This is a genomic window from Paenibacillus glycanilyticus NBRC 16618 (genome assembly GCF_004000805.1).
Taxonomy (GTDB): domain Bacteria; phylum Bacillota; class Bacilli; order Paenibacillales; family Paenibacillaceae; genus Pristimantibacillus; species Pristimantibacillus glycanilyticus.
This window is the reverse complement of the sequence record NZ_BILY01000039.1, coordinates 37,000-55,294: the sequence shown is the minus strand read 5'-3', so window position 1 is coordinate 55,294 and position 18,295 is coordinate 37,000. Positions and strand designations below refer to the sequence as shown.

14 protein-coding genes are annotated in these 18,295 nt (G+C 49.7%); 8 read left to right on the top strand and 6 right to left on the bottom strand.

Features of this window, described 5'->3' with window-relative positions; all coding sequences use genetic code 11:
- Positions 1 to 34: 34 nt before the first annotated feature.
- From PGL01S_RS24745 to PGL01S_RS24735, 3 genes are all read right to left on the bottom strand, one after another.
- A complete protein-coding gene (locus tag PGL01S_RS24745; RefSeq protein ID WP_244935746.1) occupies positions 35 to 2,212 on the bottom strand; it encodes an amidase family protein in 2,178 nt (725 codons plus the stop codon).
- 400 nt (positions 2,213 to 2,612) lie between these two features.
- Positions 2,613 to 3,251 (bottom strand): HD domain-containing protein, encoded by a 639-nt coding sequence (locus PGL01S_RS24740; protein ID WP_127497409.1) that lies wholly within the window; start codon positions 3,249 to 3,251, stop codon positions 2,613 to 2,615.
- A 32-nt stretch (positions 3,252 to 3,283) separates the two neighbouring features.
- Entirely contained in the window at positions 3,284 to 3,931 is a 648-nt protein-coding gene (locus tag PGL01S_RS24735; protein WP_127497407.1) for an FMN-dependent NADH-azoreductase, read from the bottom strand.
- A gap of 188 nt (positions 3,932 to 4,119) precedes the next feature.
- Here PGL01S_RS24735 and PGL01S_RS24730 point away from each other — a divergent pair, with 188 nt between their 5' ends.
- Positions 4,120 to 4,632, top strand: a complete 513-nt coding sequence (locus PGL01S_RS24730; protein WP_127497405.1) for an Rrf2 family transcriptional regulator — start codon at positions 4,120 to 4,122, stop codon at positions 4,630 to 4,632.
- Between the two features lie 73 nt (positions 4,633 to 4,705).
- Here PGL01S_RS24730 and PGL01S_RS24725 read toward each other — a convergent pair whose 3' ends face one another.
- The 3 genes from PGL01S_RS24725 to PGL01S_RS24715 all read right to left on the bottom strand — a co-directional run bounded on the left by PGL01S_RS24725 (position 4,706) and on the right by PGL01S_RS24715 (position 7,227).
- Positions 4,706 to 5,245 carry a DinB family protein gene (locus PGL01S_RS24725; RefSeq protein WP_127497403.1) on the bottom strand — a complete coding sequence of 180 codons (540 nt, stop codon included), beginning with the start codon at positions 5,243 to 5,245 and terminating at the stop codon, positions 4,706 to 4,708.
- 66 nt (positions 5,246 to 5,311) lie between these two features.
- Positions 5,312 to 6,259: a helix-turn-helix transcriptional regulator gene (locus PGL01S_RS24720; protein ID WP_127497401.1), complete on the bottom strand. Its 948-nt coding sequence runs from the start codon at positions 6,257 to 6,259 to the stop codon at positions 5,312 to 5,314.
- A gap of 608 nt (positions 6,260 to 6,867) precedes the next feature.
- Positions 6,868 to 7,227 carry a DUF4259 domain-containing protein gene (locus PGL01S_RS24715; protein WP_127497399.1) on the bottom strand — a complete coding sequence of 120 codons (360 nt, stop codon included), beginning with the start codon at positions 7,225 to 7,227 and terminating at the stop codon, positions 6,868 to 6,870.
- Positions 7,228 to 7,765: 538 nt separating this feature from the next.
- On the opposite strand from PGL01S_RS24715, the gene PGL01S_RS24710 reads away from it, so the two are divergent.
- The 7 genes from PGL01S_RS24710 (at position 7,766) to PGL01S_RS24680 (ending at position 18,277) form a co-directional block, all read left to right on the top strand.
- Positions 7,766 to 8,989: an extracellular solute-binding protein gene (locus PGL01S_RS24710; protein WP_127497397.1), complete on the top strand. Its 1,224-nt coding sequence runs from the start codon at positions 7,766 to 7,768 to the stop codon at positions 8,987 to 8,989.
- A gap of 21 nt (positions 8,990 to 9,010) precedes the next feature.
- Entirely contained in the window at positions 9,011 to 10,837 is a 1,827-nt protein-coding gene (locus PGL01S_RS24705; protein WP_127497395.1) for an ABC transporter permease, read from the top strand.
- Between the two features lie 2 nt (positions 10,838 to 10,839).
- Complete coding sequence (locus tag PGL01S_RS24700; RefSeq protein ID WP_127497393.1) at positions 10,840 to 12,018, top strand: ABC transporter ATP-binding protein; 1,179 nt, start codon at positions 10,840 to 10,842, stop codon at positions 12,016 to 12,018.
- A complete protein-coding gene (locus PGL01S_RS24695) occupies positions 11,990 to 12,751 on the top strand; it encodes a PHP-associated domain-containing protein (RefSeq protein ID WP_127497391.1) in 762 nt (253 codons plus the stop codon). The genes PGL01S_RS24700 and PGL01S_RS24695 overlap by 29 nt, the downstream gene beginning before the upstream one ends.
- Positions 12,752 to 12,777: 26 nt before the next feature.
- The gene (locus PGL01S_RS24690) at positions 12,778 to 13,614 is read left to right on the top strand and encodes a MurR/RpiR family transcriptional regulator (protein WP_127497389.1); all 837 of its coding nucleotides are present in this window, start codon (positions 12,778 to 12,780) and stop codon (positions 13,612 to 13,614) included.
- A 160-nt stretch (positions 13,615 to 13,774) separates the two neighbouring features.
- On the top strand, positions 13,775 to 15,016 hold the full coding sequence (locus PGL01S_RS24685) for a hypothetical protein (protein WP_127497387.1): 1,242 nt from the start codon (positions 13,775 to 13,777) through the stop codon (positions 15,014 to 15,016).
- A 99-nt stretch (positions 15,017 to 15,115) separates the two neighbouring features.
- Positions 15,116 to 18,277: a DEAD/DEAH box helicase gene (locus tag PGL01S_RS24680; RefSeq protein WP_127497384.1), complete on the top strand. Its 3,162-nt coding sequence runs from the start codon at positions 15,116 to 15,118 to the stop codon at positions 18,275 to 18,277.
- Positions 18,278 to 18,295 lie beyond the last annotated feature (18 nt).

Below are 18,295 nucleotides of genomic sequence, written 5' to 3'. Positions count from 1 at the left end.
TAGTAAAACGCCGGCGAAAAGAAGGCCTTGTGCTTTATTTGCCGGTCAGAGCAGGAACCGACGTTGGCGCTTCACGGTGATGCGTTGCTTGTTCATAGGCATAGCCAAGCTTGATAAGCTCGCCTTCCTCGTAAGGGCGTCCAAGCAGCTCAATGCCAACCGGCAGACCGCTGGATACGTAACCAGCCGGAACGCTGATTGCCGGGAAGCCGGAGAATGGGCTCAGGCGGTTCGCGTTACCGGAGCCGGAACCGGCAGGTCCCGCAGTCGAAGGATACAGGATCGCGTCAAGATTGTTGTCGGCCATCAAGCCAAGCAGCGACTGCTGCGTCGTGCGCGGCCGGAACAGCACGATATCCTTGTATTCCTGGGTGTCAAGCGACACGACGTTGTTCCGGGTGGTCAACGTGTTCTGCAGCGCCGGCAGGAAGTCGTTGCCCGAGTTGATAATGTCCTGCAGGGAATGATAGCGGACCACGTTAGGGTCGACAAACCTGGCGTTGGACAAGTAGTCGTTCAGGTTGAATTTGAATTCATAACCGCTGAGGCTTGGGTATTTCAAAATATCGGTGATATTCGGGATGTTAACGCCAACTACCGTTGCGCCTTGATCGCGCATATCCTGGGCAGCTTGATTAAGCAGAGCCAGCACTTCCTGATTGTTGCCTATAACGCTGCTGTCCATGACAAGGCCGATACGGGCGCCTTTAAGTCCATTCTTGTCCAAAAATCTCGTGTAGCTGACTGGCTTTCTGCCGACGCTTCCTGCTGTGGCGATATCGTTCGGATCGTAGCCGCTGACCGCGTCAAGCAGAATAGCTGCGTCGGATACGTTTCTCGCCATTGGTCCGCCTACGTCCTGGGACAGCGCGAGCGGAATAATGCCGTCGCGGCTTGTCAGGCCAATCGTTGGACGGATGCCGACAATGCTATTCCATGACGAAGGGATGCGGATCGAACCGCCTGTATCGGTGCCGAGACCGGCTACGCCAAAGTTGGATGCAAGCGATGCGCCTGTACCGCCGCTGGAGCCGCCCGGGTTTAGTTTAATATTGTAAGGATTCCACGTTTGTCCGCCCAACGAGCTGTTCGTGTCCGTGTTAATCGCGAATTCGCTCAGGTTGGCCTTGGCCAGGATGATCGCTCCGGCATCCTTCAGCTTCTTGATCATGAAGGCGTCGCTCACGGTCTGGTTGTCCTTCAGGCAGGTACAGCCTGCGCTTGTTGGCATGCCAAGCGTATCGTAGTTATCCTTGACGATGATCGGAATGCCGTGCATAAGACCGCGCGGACCTTGTTCCTTGCGCTCTTCGTCGAGCGCTTTGGCGGTAGCCAGCGCATCCGGATTAACCGTGATAAGCGAATTGATCGTATCGTCGTATTCATTGATCCGGTCCAGATACATCTGAACGAGCTGTTCGGAAGTCAATTTGCCGGCAGCCATGGCATTCTGAATGCTCATGATATCGGCTTCCATCAGTTCGAAGGGCTGACCGTTGTCGTAGAGCACCTTTTTGCCCAAGGTGGCGAGATCCTGGACATCGATGGTATTGTTTTTGTTGAAATCGCCGTTTGCAACCTTCGTCCAGTTCTGATCGTCCGAGGCGATACCGAAGTATTTGATCAGGACGGAGAGATCGCCCACGTCGATGACGTTGTTATTATTCAGATCACCCTCGGCTGCGCCCGTAATCTGGACGGCAAGCGATTCCTCCGGCGTTTGAACCGTGCTTCCGTCGTCGATGCCAAGCTCAACCGTGCCGGTGATTCCGCTTAGATCCGAAGCCGTGTTGGCTTTGAAGGTCAAGGTGAGGAGAGTGCCGGCCGTTGTTAGGCTGCCCGTTGTATCCGTCGTTACGATGGTCACCTTGCCGGACTCGGCGTTTATCCCGGCAATGGTAGCGGCCGAATTAGCTGATGTCGCGGATAAATACTCAAATTGAGTCGGGTCGTATTCGAAAATAAATTTACCTGCAGTTGCATCGCCGGTAGCGCCCGTCAGCGATACGTTTACGTCGAAGGAGTTGCCGACCGAGGTGAGGGCAGGGCCGGAGAGCTGAACCAACGCCTTCGGCTCCTGTACTTGGGGCTGCTCCAGAGCGGTTGGCGTGCTTGTGCCGCTGGCATAAGCACCGGTATCCAGGACCGGGGTGAAAAGAAGTGAGGTGCTTAGCATTACAAGGCTGGCTAATTTCGTAATCGGTTTAATCATGGCGTCCTCCTTGGATTGGCATAAGCCAGTCTATTAATGTCAAATATAATTACTTAGTAGACAAAAGCGGCATGAGACAATGATTATATATGACATGCAAGTTACATAGAAGAACCTCCCCTGAATCTCTCTATCCGTCTATCGATTAATCTTAGTTTGGTTAACTAGGTAATTCAAACAAGATGAAAGGCGAAGAAAACGCTTAAACACCACGTTTTTTCTGATTTCATCGATTTTTTGATAATGATCTCTTCAGAGTGCAAATTATGTAAGATAAATGTTAATTTTTATAACATTAAATAAAAAAGAGGCAGTCATAGACCGCAAGGTCTCGACTGCCTCTCATTGCTCTGCTATAGATAAATGTTCTTGGCCAAACCGTCTTTAGCCGTCGTAAGGATTACTCATGCCATGGGGAATGAAGCACGCTATGGCAGAAATTCGGCCGTTTAAAGCCCGGAAGCAGCATCTCGCACACGTCGGCGTTAATGGTGCCGTATGTCGTTTCCGGTTTGTGCTTAAACCCATCCAGGAAAGCATGGAGAATCCCGTGCTTGAAGTTGTCGCGAGGAAAATGCTTGACGACTTGCTCCCGCGCTTCGGTGGAAATGAGTTCGAAACTTTTCCCCACGACATCGTAACCAACGCCAAAGTTCATAAGCGCAACTTCGGCTTCTTTATATTCGACGATTCCTATGGTGGAGTGAAGCGCTACGGCATCCCATGCCAGCCGGATGAACTCTTCCGAAACGCCGCGGCTTGTAAGGAAATCGCGAACCGCGTTAGCCCCATCGACCTCAAAACGTTTGTCCTCGCTTCGGAAGGCGGGGGTAAGTCCGATATCGTGAAAAAGCGAACTGATATAAAGCAATTCGGGATCGTATTTGATTTGATTCAGGTTCCCCTTCATCGCCCCAAACAAAAATACCCGGTTCGAATGATTCCACAACAGATCGTCGCCGTGCTCGCGCAATAACTCGGCTGCTTCAACGGCCAGCTTGCTGTCGGGAATCTTGATATCCGCAATAAAAGTCGACATCGATTATCCCCCTCTCTCACGAAACCAAAATGTTAGACGGTTACTTTGCTTGCCAGACGCGCTGCCGCTTCTTCGGCTTCTTTTTTCGCTTTATCCAGTACTTCCGCTTTATCCAGCACGTTAGTGCCTTGCGCGCGGATAATCCGGTAATCCTCGATGCCGAGGAAGTTAAACATCGATTTGAGGTACTTGTGGGAGAATTCGTTGTCCGTGTACCAGTCGTTATTCGTGTAGATGCCGCCGCTGCCTTGGATAACGAGCAGGCTCCGGCCGTCGGTCAATAAGCCTACGCCGCCGTTTTCCGTATATTTAAAAGTCTCGCGAGCGATCATGACGTTATCCATGTAATCCTTCAGGCGGGAAGGGATATTGAAGTTGTGAAGTGGCATGATAATCACATATTTCCTTGCGCTCTTGAATTGCTGCAGGATTTCGTTCATTCTGCCGGTGACGCGTTTCTCTTCGTCCGTCAGCTCTTCGCCGGAGGCTAATTTACCCCAAGCGCCCAGAACGGTACTGTCTAATTCCGGGATTTCTTCACTATAAAGATCGATTTGCTCGATTGGTGCGTTTGGATTCAGCTTACGGTAATTCTCAATGAAATGATGGCCGACTTGCAGGCTGACGGAAGCAGCGGAGTCTACAGTAGCATGCGCATTAATAACAAGAAGCTTTTCCATTTTCTTTCACTCCTGAATTATGTTTTTGCTAATTGGCGACAATGTTAATCGCCGATTAGATGTGACTCCAATATACGGCTTCAAATAGGCAAAGTCAATTCCATTTTTATGCCAAGCTAAAGTTGACAAGGGGCGCCGTTATCATTAAATTTATAGTATTTACCCATGCGATAATGGGAGGAGTTATCATGCAGTATAGTGTCGGAGTCGAATATGCCTTGCATTGTCTTGTTTACTTGATTCCAAACGAGTCAACGATTGGCATCAAGGAGCTTGCTTTTTTCCAAGGCATTCCGGAGACCTATTTGTCCAAAATTTTCACAAAACTGACGAAGGCCGGCATCGTCTCGTCGGTTCCAGGTGTTAAAGGCGGATTCAAGCTCGCGCGCGATCCTGACGACATTTCCTTTTGGGATGTAGTCGAGGCCGTGGAGGGCAAGAAGCCGATTTTCCAGTGCCAGAACATAAAGGATAAGGGCTACCTTTATCGCGACCGCGATTGTTCGGACTGTGCGCAATCTACGGGTTCATGCTCGATTAATTTAGTAATGCTCGAAGCCGAAGAGACTATGCAGAATTATTTGCGGAATAAGAAATTGTCTTGGCTGGAGGAGGAGCTGGATCGTGTGCTGCCTGCGGAGACACGCAAGGAAACGCGGGCCTTCTTTGCGAAGGGCAGTTCCTTAAACGTTAGCGAGTAGAGGGTTGTGCAAGCAGACTAAATAAAAAACAAATCAGCGTCGCCGTATTGGAATGGCAACGCTGATTTGTTTTTTATATATTTTTCAGAAAGCTTTTCAGCCGTTCCAGCTGCAAGAAATGATGCCTGTAGTGCATCTCGACTAACAAAAACCACTCTGCTGCGTTTAGTGCGCCAAAGTTGGGATGAGGGACTGTATGTTCTGGTGGCGCTTGAACTAAAGTGGGTTCCGTACTTCTCATTCGTTCCGCAACGTCCTCAAGTCCCGCGATCAGCTGCTCCTTATTGTCCGGCTGCTGAGGCGTATACTGCGGAGATGCCGGGACCCGGATCCGAATAGGCGGGAAGCTTCCAAGCTCAAAGGCAGCCTTGCCATTTTCCGTTTTGACGCCCGTGCCTGCCAACACCGCTTCGCTTCCCGCGATGCATTGATCCACGTTACGCAGATGCATGTATTGAGCGGACCGGATCAAATGGACGTACATTTGCCCAATCGACCAATCTTCCTCGCTTGGCTTAGCGAGTAATTGCTCTATGCTGATGTGGTTTAGTTCATCGATATACCTTTCAACCGATTTTTCAAATGCCTGCAAGGCTTCCGTTGTGCTTCTCATCTTACCAACACTCCTTCAATGTTTCGGATAATCCCAATATAAAAGAACGCTACTGACAACAGTATGTCAGTAGCGTTTTAACATTTTTTCGGCTTCTACCCGAACCCGATAGCGTAAAGACTCCGGTTCCATGACTTCAACGTCTCCGCCCCAGCTAAGGATAAGAGGAACAATTTCCTCCGGTGCTCGAACGCGGAAATGCACCCAAAGACCATCCTCGCGTTCCTCGGCCGATTCGATATAGAAATTGCCTGACTCCGCGATTTTGTCGGCAATCTCGGGGTTGGCCCGAATCCATATATGCTCATTGCGGTCATCCTGCGGACGGTAACGATTTAAGTTGAACCCGTGCGGCATGGCGAACGGCGTGTCGAGTACGGTGAGATTTGTCATTCGGGAAAGCCGAAAATGGCGGATATCCTGGCGCAGCCCGCAATGCCCGACAAGCATCCAATTACCTTGGGCAAAAGCCAAGCCGTACGGGGCTACCTCGCGAGTGCTCTCCCGGTTGCCGTCTGCTTCCGGAGTCTTCTTTTTATAGGAGAAGCTGATTTTGCGACGCTCCAGGATGGCTCTCCTCACTTGTCCGAGAATGTCCTTTTCCTTCAAGCCGGTTCTTGGTTCTCCTGCATTCAGGAGCCGCATCGTTTCCCGGACGCGAGTCGATTCCTCGCGTACAGCCTCGGGGAGGATAGCTTCAATCTTGCTTCTCGCAGCCTTCGCTACTCTGGCGTAATCGCCATCGAGCCGCTGCTCGATGAAATCAGCGCCCATCAGCAGGGCCACCGCTTCCTCGGCCGAGAACCCGATGGGCGGCAGAAAATAGCCTTCCATTAGGGAGTAGCCATGCCCGGGAGCGCCAAAGATGGGGACGCCCATCTCGCTCAACGCTTGAATGTCCCGATAGATGGTCCGCACGCTCGTCTCGTATAAGGAGGCCAGATCCTCCGCTCTTATTACTTTGCTCCGCTGCAGCTCAAGCATGATGGCGAGCTGCCGATCGGTTTTGTTCATTTTTTTCCTCCGGTACACTCTTTAATTGCAAGTTCGATCGGTTCATTCTACCTATAAAGTATATCAATCGACTTATTTGATTACTAGCTGGCGGATGGACGGGCTACGTTGGAGTTTGTCCAGTAAAAAGGGGCGGAAATGCAAAGACTTGGTGGCTACGTTGGAGTCTATCCAACGAAATAGCCGGTGAAGAGGGTAGTTTGGGGCATAAGATGCTAATTCTGCTGGATGAAATCCAACGTAAGGTAAGCGGTTTGTCGAAATGGGGCAATTACGCTGGATGAGATCCAACGTAGGATTTTTCTATGATCTAAGCTTCGCTCTTCTCCATATGACCCAAACAGCAAGATAAAGGAGAAATGATCCCAGGCAGACAAGGACTACGTCTAGCCATAAGGAGTTCGTTAATAGATAGTATTGTTGCGGAAAGTATTGTGCCGTCGAAGCCATCGGGTTCGTCGCGAAATCCTGCTCGACCGATAACGTCTTCTTATGGCTATAGTAAGACTCAACGCCTAACATGCAGATCGCGATTATCCCTGACAGTAATATTCCGCGTATGATGATTGTCTTTATGATGATCTCTCCTAATGAGTTCCGTATGTCAACTAGCCCGAAGCAAGCAACTTTTGTTTAAATGCGGCCAAGACTTTTTTTCGTTCCTCGAGGTCTTCCTTATTCGAATCTTCCCAAAGCGAGAGTTCTGCACCTGAATCAATAAGCGTAATGGTTTTAATTTTGATGTTCTCAAGCACATGTTTTTTCTCCAATTGAGCACCGGCAAGGCCCAAGTAAACGAGCGTCATGACTTCCAAATCCTCTTCATCATCAAATTCTTCATGGTAGCTATTGAGAATGCTTTTGCTGGCTTCTTCGGCGGTTAGTCCCTCTGCTAATAAATCGAAATAATCGTCGCGCACATCGCATGTCGTATCATCATCAAAAATTCCCGTTCCCCAAGCGCCCACAGCTAACACCCTCTCTAGATTTCTTTGTCTTTGTTAGTTTCCTGATCTCTTTTATGTTGTCTGTAACGTATAATCGCAACGGGTAAATTCAAGGCTCCCATTAGGAAGCAACTGATTAATGGCACTATCTCAGGAAAAGTAAAGTAATTAGGTTCGCCGTTGCCAACCGGTCCGGTTTTCGGGTGGTGCATATCCCACAACATATGTAGCGAGAAAATCACCGGTAACAATAGGCATACGATACTTGAAAGGATATGGATGATATATTTGGTCAAGACACCTACCCCCTGCTAATCAGATTAGTACTCTATGAGTATTCGATTACTAAAAAGGGAGTTCCTTTATTTGTAAGAGGTTTCTCCCTTTAAACACTCCTTAAAAATGAACAAAAACTTTCATAACGTAAAAAATAATAGTTTTTTACTAAAACTCCACATAGCCGTAACATGCCTCTGACAATCGGGCCCTATCATCTAACTCGAGAGACAAACAAAGATGAGGACGTGGAGAGCCCATCTACTAGGAGGAAGTTATCCTTATGTTCATTTCCAAGAAAAAAACAGCTTTAGTCCTGCTTACGGCAGCATCCGCCATGACGATTATGTCGGCCTGCGGCCAAGACAACAAGAGCTCGAATACACTCTCGAATGCGGTGCCATCAGACGCGCCGGCAAGTACAAATGCAAATGCCACGGCGCCTTCCGCCGACCCATCGACTGCACCGGCAGCGGAATCGGTTGATGAATTGTACGCCAAAGCGAAGGAAGAAGGCAAGCTGATCGTATACTCCACTTCCGGACGCGCAAACGACGCGGCGGAGACTTTCATGAAGCAATACCCGGGCATCAAGGTTGAAGTCAGCAAGGTGAAGTCCGACGAGATGATGGACAAGGTGACGAAGGAGCAGGACGCGGGGCAGTTCAACCCGGACGTTATCCTGACGAAGGAAGTCAGCGGGGCCGTTGAGGAAGAGATGGTGATGACGGGCCGCTATATCAAATACCTGCCGGAGGATATCGCGCCGATGGTCGACGAGCCTTACCGCACGCAGGCGGAAGCTTATGCGAACTACGTGGAGTTCCGGACTCTTTTCTACAATAAATCTACATACGACAAGGCGCCCGTAACGAACTGGTGGGATCTGACGACTCCGGAGTTCAAGGGCAAAGTCTACACGGCTGATCCGCTTAGCTCCCCGGCTTTTATGGATCTGTTCACAACAATGGTCATCAACAGCGACGACATGGCAGCGGCTTACAAGGAGAAGTTCGGCAAAGACATCGTCCTTAACGGTACGGATAATGCAGGCTACGAGTTCATTAAAGAGCTGTTCGACAACGGCCTTATCGTGTTAAAAGGCAGCGACGACGTCCTCGACGCCATTGGCAAAGCGAGCAGTGACGCGCTTGGCCTTGCGGTGTCCGGCGACGTATCGAAGAATGAAGAGAAGGGCTGGACGATCGCCCCGATCTATGACATTAAACCGAAAACATCGGTTCCGGATTCCGGGTACTTTTTCATCGCGAACAAAGCTCCTCATGAAGCAGCGGCGAAGCTGTTCATCCGTTGGATGATGGGCGAGAAGGACGGCACGGGCGAAGGTCTTGCTCCGTTCAACGAGGTGGGCTCGTGGGTACCGCGTTCGGACGTGAAGACGAAGAACGACATTTCCTTCGAGGAGCTGAACCTGTGGCTGTTCGACGGCGATGCCCTGTACAAGACCGCACCGAAAGTGCGCGACTTCTGGATTAAGCAAAAATAACGCGGCAAGGTGGAGAGAGAATTGGCGAACAAATCGGCGCTAACCGTGAGAAGCACGCGGTTCTATAACGGGCTTGCGAACTGGCTGAAGAGCCCTATTCATCTGATCGGGCTGGCGGCCCTGCTCTTCCTGGCCTATACGATTGCATGGCCGGTCCTGAAGATTCTGTATACGACCTTCTTATGGAGGCAGCAGGATGTCCGTCTGACGGGGGAAGCGAACCCGGGGCATTTCACGCTGTACCATTGGACCCGCGTGCTGGCGAGCGATATGAGCATGAATTTGTTTTACAAGCCGATTCTCAATTCGCTTGGAGTTGGCTTCGCCGTCTCGGCGCTGTCGATGCTGATTGGATGCGGGTTGGCGTGGCTAGTTGTGCGGACGAACGTTCCTTGGAAAAAAACGATCGCCTTCCTGGCCGTCATCCCGTATCTGCTGCCGTCCTGGATTATCTCGCAGGCATGGCTCACCTTCTTCAAAAACGGCAAAATCGGCGGGACGCCCGGCATTATGGAGGCGCTCCTGCATGTGTCACCGCCGGACTGGCTGTCCTACGGCTTTGTGCCAATCGTGGTGTCCCTGTCGATTCACGACAGCGTCTTCTTCTTCCTCATTGTTGGGGCGGCGCTTAGCTCCATGAACAGCCAGCTCGAAGAGGCGGCATCCGTGACGGGAGCGGCTCGGTGGACGATTTTGCGTCGGATCGTGTTTCCGCTCGTGATGCCGTCGATTTTGTCCGGTTTTATTCTGATTTTCACGAAAGCCATCAGCTCCTATGGGGTTCCTGCCTTGCTTGGCACTCCAGTGAATTTCTATATGATCTCAACGATGCTCTACTCCAGTATGCGCTCGAGGCTGACAACCGAAGCCAATGTGCTTAGTCTAACGCTGATGCTAATCTCCATGCTGACGATTTATCTGAACCAACGGGTGGTGGGGCGGAGAAAAAGCTTCGTCACGGTAACGGGAAAAGACAGCGCCAGAACGTTGACCTCCCTTGGACGCTGGAGATATCCGGCAGCGGGGACGGCGGCGTTTGTGATGATTTTCATCTCCGTCGTGCCGCTGCTTGTGCTGCTGTTCCAGTCTTTTATGCTGAAGGAAGGCGTCTATTCGCTTGACAACTTCACCACGCATTACTGGTGGGGCGGCTCCGATCCGAACATTAACACCGGTGAGAAAGGCGTCCTGCAAAACGATATTTTTATGCTTGCGCTGAAAAATTCCCTATACATCGCGGGAGTCGCCTCCGTCATAGCGGCGGTGATCGGGCTTATCTTGGGCTACGTTGTCGCTAGGGGCAGGCAGTCGTGGATCGGGCGGATGGTGGATCAGGTTTCTTTTCTGCCGTATCTGATTCCGGGAATCTCGCTTGCCGCGATCTATATCTCAATGTTTGCAAAGCCAACCCTAATCATTCCGGCTCTGTACGGGACAATTACGTTATTGATCTTAATTACCGTCGTAAAAGAATTGCCGTTCACCGTCAAGGCGGGCAGCGCCTCGATGATGCAGATCGGCAAGGAGCTGGAAGAAGCGGCGCAGATCAGCGGGGCTTCTTGGCTTACGCGGTTCCGAAGGATTCTGCTGCCGCTTAACCGAAAAAGCTTAATGTCGGCGTTTCTCCTCGTGTTTATCGGGGCGATGAAGGAGATGGAGCTTATTATCCTGCTGATCACTCCACGCACGGAGACGCTGACGACCATTACCTTCTATTATGCAGAGAAGGGCTATGAGCAACTGACGAACGTCATCCTGATGATCATTATCGCGATCGTCATTACGGTATATTTCCTCGCGGTGAAGTTTGGCAAGGCCGATCTGACGCAAGGGATTGGAGGGCAATAACCATGAACGCAATCGAGCTGCAAGGCATCCATGTCGCTTTGGATGGGAAGCAGGTTCTTAACGATATTGAGTTAACGATTAAGCAGGGGGACTTCATGACGTTCCTCGGGCCATCCGGCTGCGGCAAAACCACGCTGCTCCGCACCATCGCCGGCCTGCAAAAGGCCGACGCTGGGACCATCACGATCAGCGGATGCGAAGTCGCAAACGGCGAGACGCAGTTCCATATGGAGCCGTCGAAGCGCAGGCTGAGCCTGGTCTTCCAGAGTTATGCGTTGTGGCCGCATATGACCGTGTACGAAAATGTCGCCTTTGGCCTTCAAGTACGGAAGCTGGCGAAGGCGGTTGTACGCGAGAAGGTAGAAGCGGCGCTTGGCAAAATGCGCATTGCCGAGCTTGCCGGCCGCTACCCAAGCGAGCTGTCCGGCGGCCAGCAGCAGCGCGTCGCGATCGCCCGCGCCATCGTCACCGAGCCGGATATTCTCCTGCTCGACGAGCCGCTGTCGAATCTTGATGCCAAGTTGCGCGTAGAGATGCGCGCCGAGCTGAAGCGGCTCCATCAGGAGCTGAACACGACGGTCATCTACGTTACGCATGACCAGCATGAGGCGATGACGTTGTCGACGCAGGTTGCGGTCTTTTTCGGCGGAGAGATCGTCCAGCTGGATAAACCGCGGGAGCTCTATAAGCGTCCAAAAACGCTGCAAGTCGCCGAGTTTATCGGAAGCGCGGGGATGCAGATGAATCGTCTGGAAGGAGTTATCCGTACAGATGAGGAAGGATTAAGCTGGCTGGAGACGCCGGTGGTGTTGATTCCTCTTGCTGGGGGTGACAGCCCCACTATGCAGGATGGGCAGGAAGTGGTGCTTACCGTCAGGCCGGAAGATATCCGGCTGTACGAGGAACGCCGTCCGGGGAGCATCGCCATGTCTGTATCGGCAGTATTTCCGTCCGGCGCGGAGACGCTTGTCCAGCTGGACGCCGCAGGCATGTCCTTAATGGCCCGCGTCATTGGCGAATCCGAATACGAGCCAGGCACCACCTTATACGCTGTGCTCCGCCAAGAACAGATGAACGCTTACGATAAGAAGACAGGTATCCGAATGGAATTACAATATGCCGCACACAACAATGAACCGGGGGAATCCACTCATGAAGATCGACTTTCATATTCACGTTAAACTTTCGAAGAAAACGAACTTCGAGATCGAGCATTTCAATAGCATGATCAATGAAGCAAAGGCCCAAGGACTCAACGCGATCACATTGACTGAGCATTTCAACACGCACCGCTTCGAGGACGTATACGGCACGCTCGATAAGATGTATCCTTGCAACAACCACTACTATAATGTCGACGGCTTCAAGCTGTTCACCGGCATGGAGGTTGACGTAGCCGAAGGCGGCCATATCCTCGTCAGCGGTCCGAAGGATAAGCTGCTCGAAGTGCGAGCGTTGCTGGAGGATCACCTGACAGCGGAATGTTTTATCGGACTGGAGCGCTTGTACGAGCTGTGCCACCCGCGCGGCCTGATGGTCATCGGCGGACATCCGTACCGCGAATCCAACCATCTCTACCATATCGACAAGGAGCTGCTGAAGCGGTTCGATGCGTTCGACCTGAACGGCAAAGACCTGCATGAGATTGGCATCCAGGAAAATATCGCGAAGGTCCTGACGCTTGGCGCCGAGCTTGGCGTACCGGTTATTGCGGGAAGCGACGCGCACCAGATGTTCCAGGTGGGCTGCGTATACAACCAGTTCGAGGGAGATTTTGAGACTGTAGCCGAGCTGAGGGAAGCGATCCGTTCCGGGGCGTACAAGCGAGTCATCTCGCCAAGCCTTGACCTGCAGGTACGAGCTGCGAATTACGTGAAGAAGCTGCTCAAGAAGAAAGTCGAAGTTGTAGTCTAACAGGGTGCAGACGGGGGAGATTGGTCATGGTATTTGGAGTTGAGACGGAGAAGCTGACTCGCGGTCACCAAAGGATCGCGGATTATATAAGCAAGAACATGGACGATGTACCGTTCATGATAGAAGAGGATATCGCAGCGGCATGCGGCGTGAGCGTCTCCACTGTCTCTCGCTTCTGGGCCGAGGTGGGCTCGAAGAACCTCAAGGAATTCAAGCAGCGCGTCAAAGACGAGGCGCTGCTTTCTCCTGCTCGGAAGCTGCAGTCTGCTTTTGAGAAGGTTGGCGGAGAGAGCGGCGCAGCCACCAATGTGCTAGGTGTGGCGGAGTATATTGAGCAATCTGCTGAACGTCTGGATCAGACGGCGTTTGATGCGGCAGTGGCGATACTCGCTAACGCGGGCACCGTCCATATTTACGGTCCCGGCTCTGCCGAATGCTTAACCGCGTTAATGGACTTCCGCCTGTCGCGCTTCGGCGCCGACGTCCGCCGCCTGGACCGCGGCGGTCACGAGTTGTTCGAAAGCATGGTGCCAATCCGTTCGGAGGATGTCATCGTCATCTTCGGCTTCGTCTCCGAATCCCCGGAGATGGCCGTGCTGCTCGACTTCGCCCGTGAACGCGGCTGCCGCACCCTGCTCATCACCGACCTCGCCGTCAGCCCCATGCTAGCCAAAGCCGACATCTCCCTCTTCACCGCCCGCGGCCAGCTCTGGGAGTTCCACTCGATGGTGGCTCCGATCGCGCTCATCGAGGCGCTAATCGTCGCGGTGGGCAAAGAGAGAGAGCAAGCTGCGCTTGCTGGAAGTGAGGAGCTGCACCGGTTGAGGAGGAAGTATGCGAAGCTGTTGCCTAAGCGGGTTTAGGTAATTAATAGATGCATTAATCCTGGATATAGAAATGGTGTAATTATCAACTTAACAAATTACGATAGAAAATTGTGGCATAACTAATAGGCGAAATGTTATAACATTAATTGTTTCTATAAATAATAAGATTATACGAATTAGAATAAAGGGGATATATATGAGAGAGAGTATAATAGAGAAATATGAAATAGTACACAGTGATATTGTAGATTATATTGATTTCTTGTCGAAAGATTTTGTTAACCTCCCTATTATTCAATCAGATGATGACGTTTATTTTATTGATTTAATTAATAAACTATTTCAGAATTATCAAAGAGAATTAGGCAGAATAGCTATATTTCCAGAGGATTATAAGGAGAAAGTTAGCGCACTCTCATCGTCAATCGAGAAAAGTCTAAAAGCATATTACTCCGGACAACCCGCTGAAGCATATGGAGAGTTAGAGGAAGGGTTAAATGCTGTTATAGATAAAATTTTTCATGCTAAGTTATTTAGAAATATGATTCCTAAAAACTTATATAGGATGAGGGTTGGTTTAAATAAAAGTTATTCAAGAGGGGAGATGTTTCATATCCCCTTTGAAAAAAGGGGAATGGCGACCACTCAAAGATATAGTATTCCTGGTTTACCCTGTTTGTATTTGGGAGAATCTATTTATGTGTGTTGGGAAGAATTAAAAAGACCTGATCTTCATTATGTACATGGATCGAAATTCACTTTTACTGATGAGATTAAGGATAAACTAAATATATTATACTTCGGACTTACACCTAAGATGTTTGCTCATGAAATAAGTCAGGAGTATAAGTATAGAACATATGTATCAGTAGAAAAATACAAAAGAAATCTAGATGAAGCAGCTGTATTAGAATTAAAGGAAATTTTGGAAAGCTACATAATCTTATGGCCTCTTATGATGAGTTGTTCAATTAAAGTAAGAAATACCAACGATATCTTTAAACCAGAATATATCGTGCCTCAATTGTTATTACAATGGGTAACTAATCGAAATGATTATCAAGGAATTTGCTATTTTTCCGTAAATACATCCCATAGTACAGATAACTATTTGTTAAATCAGAATATTGTAATTCCTGTTAAATCAGTTAATAAAAAAGGATATTGTACTGAGTTAATGTCAATGTTTAAACTAACAAATTCCGCGCCATGGCAAATATTCAATATTAACTCTATGTCTTATATAGAGAATGAAATTAACAGAAGAGAAGGTATTATTCTAGAAAAGAAAGATATCTTACCCAGAAGTGAGATGAAAATTGGACTAAGTTCGGCGGATAGTAAATACTCCCGAACTCAATTTGGGATGTTCGAAGAATTCTTAAATTGTTATGAATTAGACATGGTTGATAATAGTTCGAGTTGTAAAAATAGTTAAAGCCAGTCATGCCTATATAAATGAGGTATGAAGCGAAGTGCCCTAAGGGCGTTTTATATGTTAATATAATGAGTATTTTAGAGTTCTGAGGTGTCCCCCATGAAACAAGGTCTCTACGAACAACTCATCAACAACGTAACCTTACAGCAGCTAACTTCACTGGACACCTCTTCTTATGACATTGGCAAAGAAGCCCTTGATCCAGAGGAAGCGCGCAAGCTGCTTTCCAACTATATCGCTACCGTCACACGCCGAGCCCTGAAGGCCGTGCGAGAGAACTCCGACAGCGACGAAGAAGCCGTGCTCGCACAGGTTCGTGCGTGTAACGATATTATTTCCACCCTCAAAAACACATTAGACCAGCAAAACTTTGAAGAGTTGCAGCTCGCCGAACAAGGGGAAGTATTAACCTATGTTTATGCGAAGCTCAACTCTATTCGTGCTGTTAAGGAAGAAAAGGTGCTTCGCCCGACGACTCCGTTGTCGCAGAGCTCGCTTTTCACAGGTTCCCATGCTGAGCCGAACATGCTCAGTGAACTGAAACATGAAATCCTGACTTCGGATCGCATCGAGTTCTTGGTATCCTTTATCAAGTGGAGTGGCCTTCGCTGTATGATCGAACAACTAGAACAGTTTACGGCAAGAGGCGGGAAGCTGCGGGTTATTACGACTACATATATGGAAGCGACAGACTATAAGGCCATTATGGAGCTAAGCAAGCTGCCGAATACGGAGATCAAAATCTCCTATGACTCCACTCGGACGAGGCTTCATGCGAAGGCTTACGTTTTCAAGAGGGACACCGGCTTTACAACGGCCTATGTGGGCTCTTCGAATCTGTCCAATCCGGCTCTTACAAGCGGCCTGGAATGGAACTTGAAGGTAACCGAAAAGGATTCCTATGATGTCCTCAAAAAGATTGAAGCGACATTCGAAAGCTATTGGAATGATCGAGAGTTTTCCGAATTCTCAGGGGACAACCCTGCCCATGAGGATCAACTCAAACAAGCCCTAGGCAAAAATAACTCCAAAGACCAAGCCAAAGACGCCCTATTCTTCAAGTTCAGTATCCAGCCTTATGATTATCAGAAGGAGATTCTTGAGAAGCTAGAGGCGGAACGGACGTTATACGGCAGGCATAAGAATTTGCTTGTGGCTGCGACCGGTGTTGGGAAAACGGTCATTTCGGCTTTTGACTATCGGCGATTTGCCCAGCGGAATCCGCAACGTGCTCGGCTGTTGTTCGTGGCTCATCGCGAAGAGATCCTGAAGCAGAGCTTGGACACGTTCCGTTTCATCCTGAAGGATTTGAACTTTGGCGAGCTGCATGTCGGTGGCAATCAGGCGAAGTCGCTTGAGCATCTTTTTATAAGCATTCAGAGTCTTAACTCGATGAAACTAACCGAAGTTACAACGCCGGATTACTACGATTTTATTATCGTGGACGAATTCCACCATGCTGCGGCACCTTCTTATCAGAAGCTGCTTGCTCATTACCAGCCGCAGATCCTGCTTGGCTTAACGGCTACGCCTGAACGGATGGACGGCAAGGATGTGCTGCGTTACTTCGACGATACGATTGCGGCCGAGATCCGGCTGACCGATGCGATAGATCGGAAGCTGTTATGCCCTTTTCAGTATTTTGGCGTGAGTGATCATGTGGATCTCTCGCAGGTGAAGTGGACCAGACGGGGATATGACCAGTCCGAGCTGGAAAATCTGTTTACGAACAATAAAATCCGGGCGACGCAAATTCTCAATAGCTTGAAGAAGTATGTGACCGACCTGGATGAGGTCAAAGGGCTCGGATTCTGCGTTGGCGTTGAGCATGCGCTCTATATGGCCAAGGTATTTAATGAAGCTGGCATTCCTTCGATTGCCTTGCATGGCGGCTCCAGCGATGAGGATCGGGATCAAGTGAAGGGCAGGCTAGCTCGCGGCGAGATCAAGATGGTCTTTGTTGTTGATCTGTACAACGAAGGCGTGGATATTCCAGAGGTGAATACGGTGCTGTTCCTTCGCCCAACGGAGAGCTTGACCGTGTTCCTGCAGCAGTTGGGCCGGGGACTTCGCTTAGCCGAGGGAAAAGAGTGCCTGACCGTCCTTGATTTTATCGGACAAGCTCACAAGGATTATAACTTTCACGACAAGCTGCGGGCTTTGCTCGGCAAAACCAAGCATTCCGTCCAGCACTATGTGGAGCATGGCTTTTCGAGTCTGCCTAGAGGCAGCTTTATTCAGCTGGAGAAGGTTGCTCGCGACTACATCCTGCGGAATCTGAAGCAAGCGACCAATAATCGTCGCAGTCTCATTCATAAGATGAAGTATTTTGAAGGCGATTCGGGGCAAAAGCTTACCCTAGCGAATTTCCTGCGTTATCACGGCATGAGTATTTATGAGCTTTACGAAGGCCGGACGGGTAACCGGACTTTCCGAGGACTAATGGTGGAAGCGGAGCTTCTTGAACCATTCGAGTTCGAAAATGGCGATTATTTAACGAAGCGAATTCCAGCTCTCCTAAGCCTCAATTCCCGGAGATTGCTGAGGTTCCTCATCGCTTATCTCTCAGGCGAAAAACAAGCAAATACTGAAGAAGAGAAGCTTATGCTGAATCTTTTCTATTATACGTTTTACCGATCAGAGCCTAAGAAGAATGGGTTTGATAGCATAGAGCAAGGCATTCGCTCCATTGTGGCCTGTCCGCAGTTCCGTGAAGAGCTGCTGGAGATTCTGCAATATAACGAGTCGCATATTAGCTTCGTAGATGAGTCAAATGCTTTTCCTTATGCTTGTCCGCTGGATGTGCATTGCAGCTATTCGACGGATCAGGTGCTGGCCGCGTTTGGTTATTGGAATGAGGCGAAGTCGCCGGCTTTCCGCGAGGGAGTCAAATATTTCGACGATAAAGATACGGATATTTTCTTCATCACGTTAAATAAGTCGGATAAAGATTTTTCGCCGTCTACGCTATATGAGGACTATGCGATTAACGAGCGGTTGTTCCATTGGCAAACGCAGAGCCGTACGTCGGAGGAGTCGAAAACCGCGCAAAGATATATTCATCATCGCAAGCTTGGGACTCGTATTGCTTTGTTTGTTCGGGAATACAAAGAAGAGAATAACTACACGTCTCCGTTTATTTTCCTTGGTGAAGCGGAGTACGTCAGACATGAAGGCAATAAGCCGATGAGCTTCGTTTGGAGGCTCAAGACAGAAATGCCGCCAGCCCTTGTGCCAGCGGCGAATAAAGCGATTATTTAGGACGTGGGAAATAGGAGG

What these genes read in the sequence shown, in the direction of transcription:
- PGL01S_RS24680 (WP_127497384.1), top strand. Translation starts at nt 15,116, where the DNA reads ATGAAACAAGGTCTCTACGAACAACTCATCAACAACGTAACCTTACAG.
- PGL01S_RS24720 (WP_127497401.1), bottom strand. Translation starts at nt 6,259, where the DNA reads ATGAACAAAACCGATCGGCAGCTCGCCATCATGCTTGAGCTGCAGCGG.
- PGL01S_RS24695 (WP_127497391.1), top strand. Translation starts at nt 11,990, where the DNA reads ATGAAGATCGACTTTCATATTCACGTTAAACTTTCGAAGAAAACGAAC.
- PGL01S_RS24710 (WP_127497397.1), top strand. Translation starts at nt 7,766, where the DNA reads ATGTTCATTTCCAAGAAAAAAACAGCTTTAGTCCTGCTTACGGCAGCA.
- PGL01S_RS24740 (WP_127497409.1), bottom strand. Translation starts at nt 3,251, where the DNA reads ATGTCGACTTTTATTGCGGATATCAAGATTCCCGACAGCAAGCTGGCC.
- PGL01S_RS24690 (WP_127497389.1), top strand. Translation starts at nt 12,778, where the DNA reads ATGGTATTTGGAGTTGAGACGGAGAAGCTGACTCGCGGTCACCAAAGG.
- PGL01S_RS24700 (WP_127497393.1), top strand. Translation starts at nt 10,840, where the DNA reads ATGAACGCAATCGAGCTGCAAGGCATCCATGTCGCTTTGGATGGGAAG.
- PGL01S_RS24730 (WP_127497405.1), top strand. Translation starts at nt 4,120, where the DNA reads ATGCAGTATAGTGTCGGAGTCGAATATGCCTTGCATTGTCTTGTTTAC.
- PGL01S_RS24725 (WP_127497403.1), bottom strand. Translation starts at nt 5,245, where the DNA reads ATGAGAAGCACAACGGAAGCCTTGCAGGCATTTGAAAAATCGGTTGAA.
- PGL01S_RS24735 (WP_127497407.1), bottom strand. Translation starts at nt 3,931, where the DNA reads ATGGAAAAGCTTCTTGTTATTAATGCGCATGCTACTGTAGACTCCGCT.
- PGL01S_RS24685 (WP_127497387.1), top strand. Translation starts at nt 13,775, where the DNA reads ATGAGAGAGAGTATAATAGAGAAATATGAAATAGTACACAGTGATATT.
- PGL01S_RS24745 (WP_244935746.1), bottom strand. Translation starts at nt 2,212, where the DNA reads ATGATTAAACCGATTACGAAATTAGCCAGCCTTGTAATGCTAAGCACC.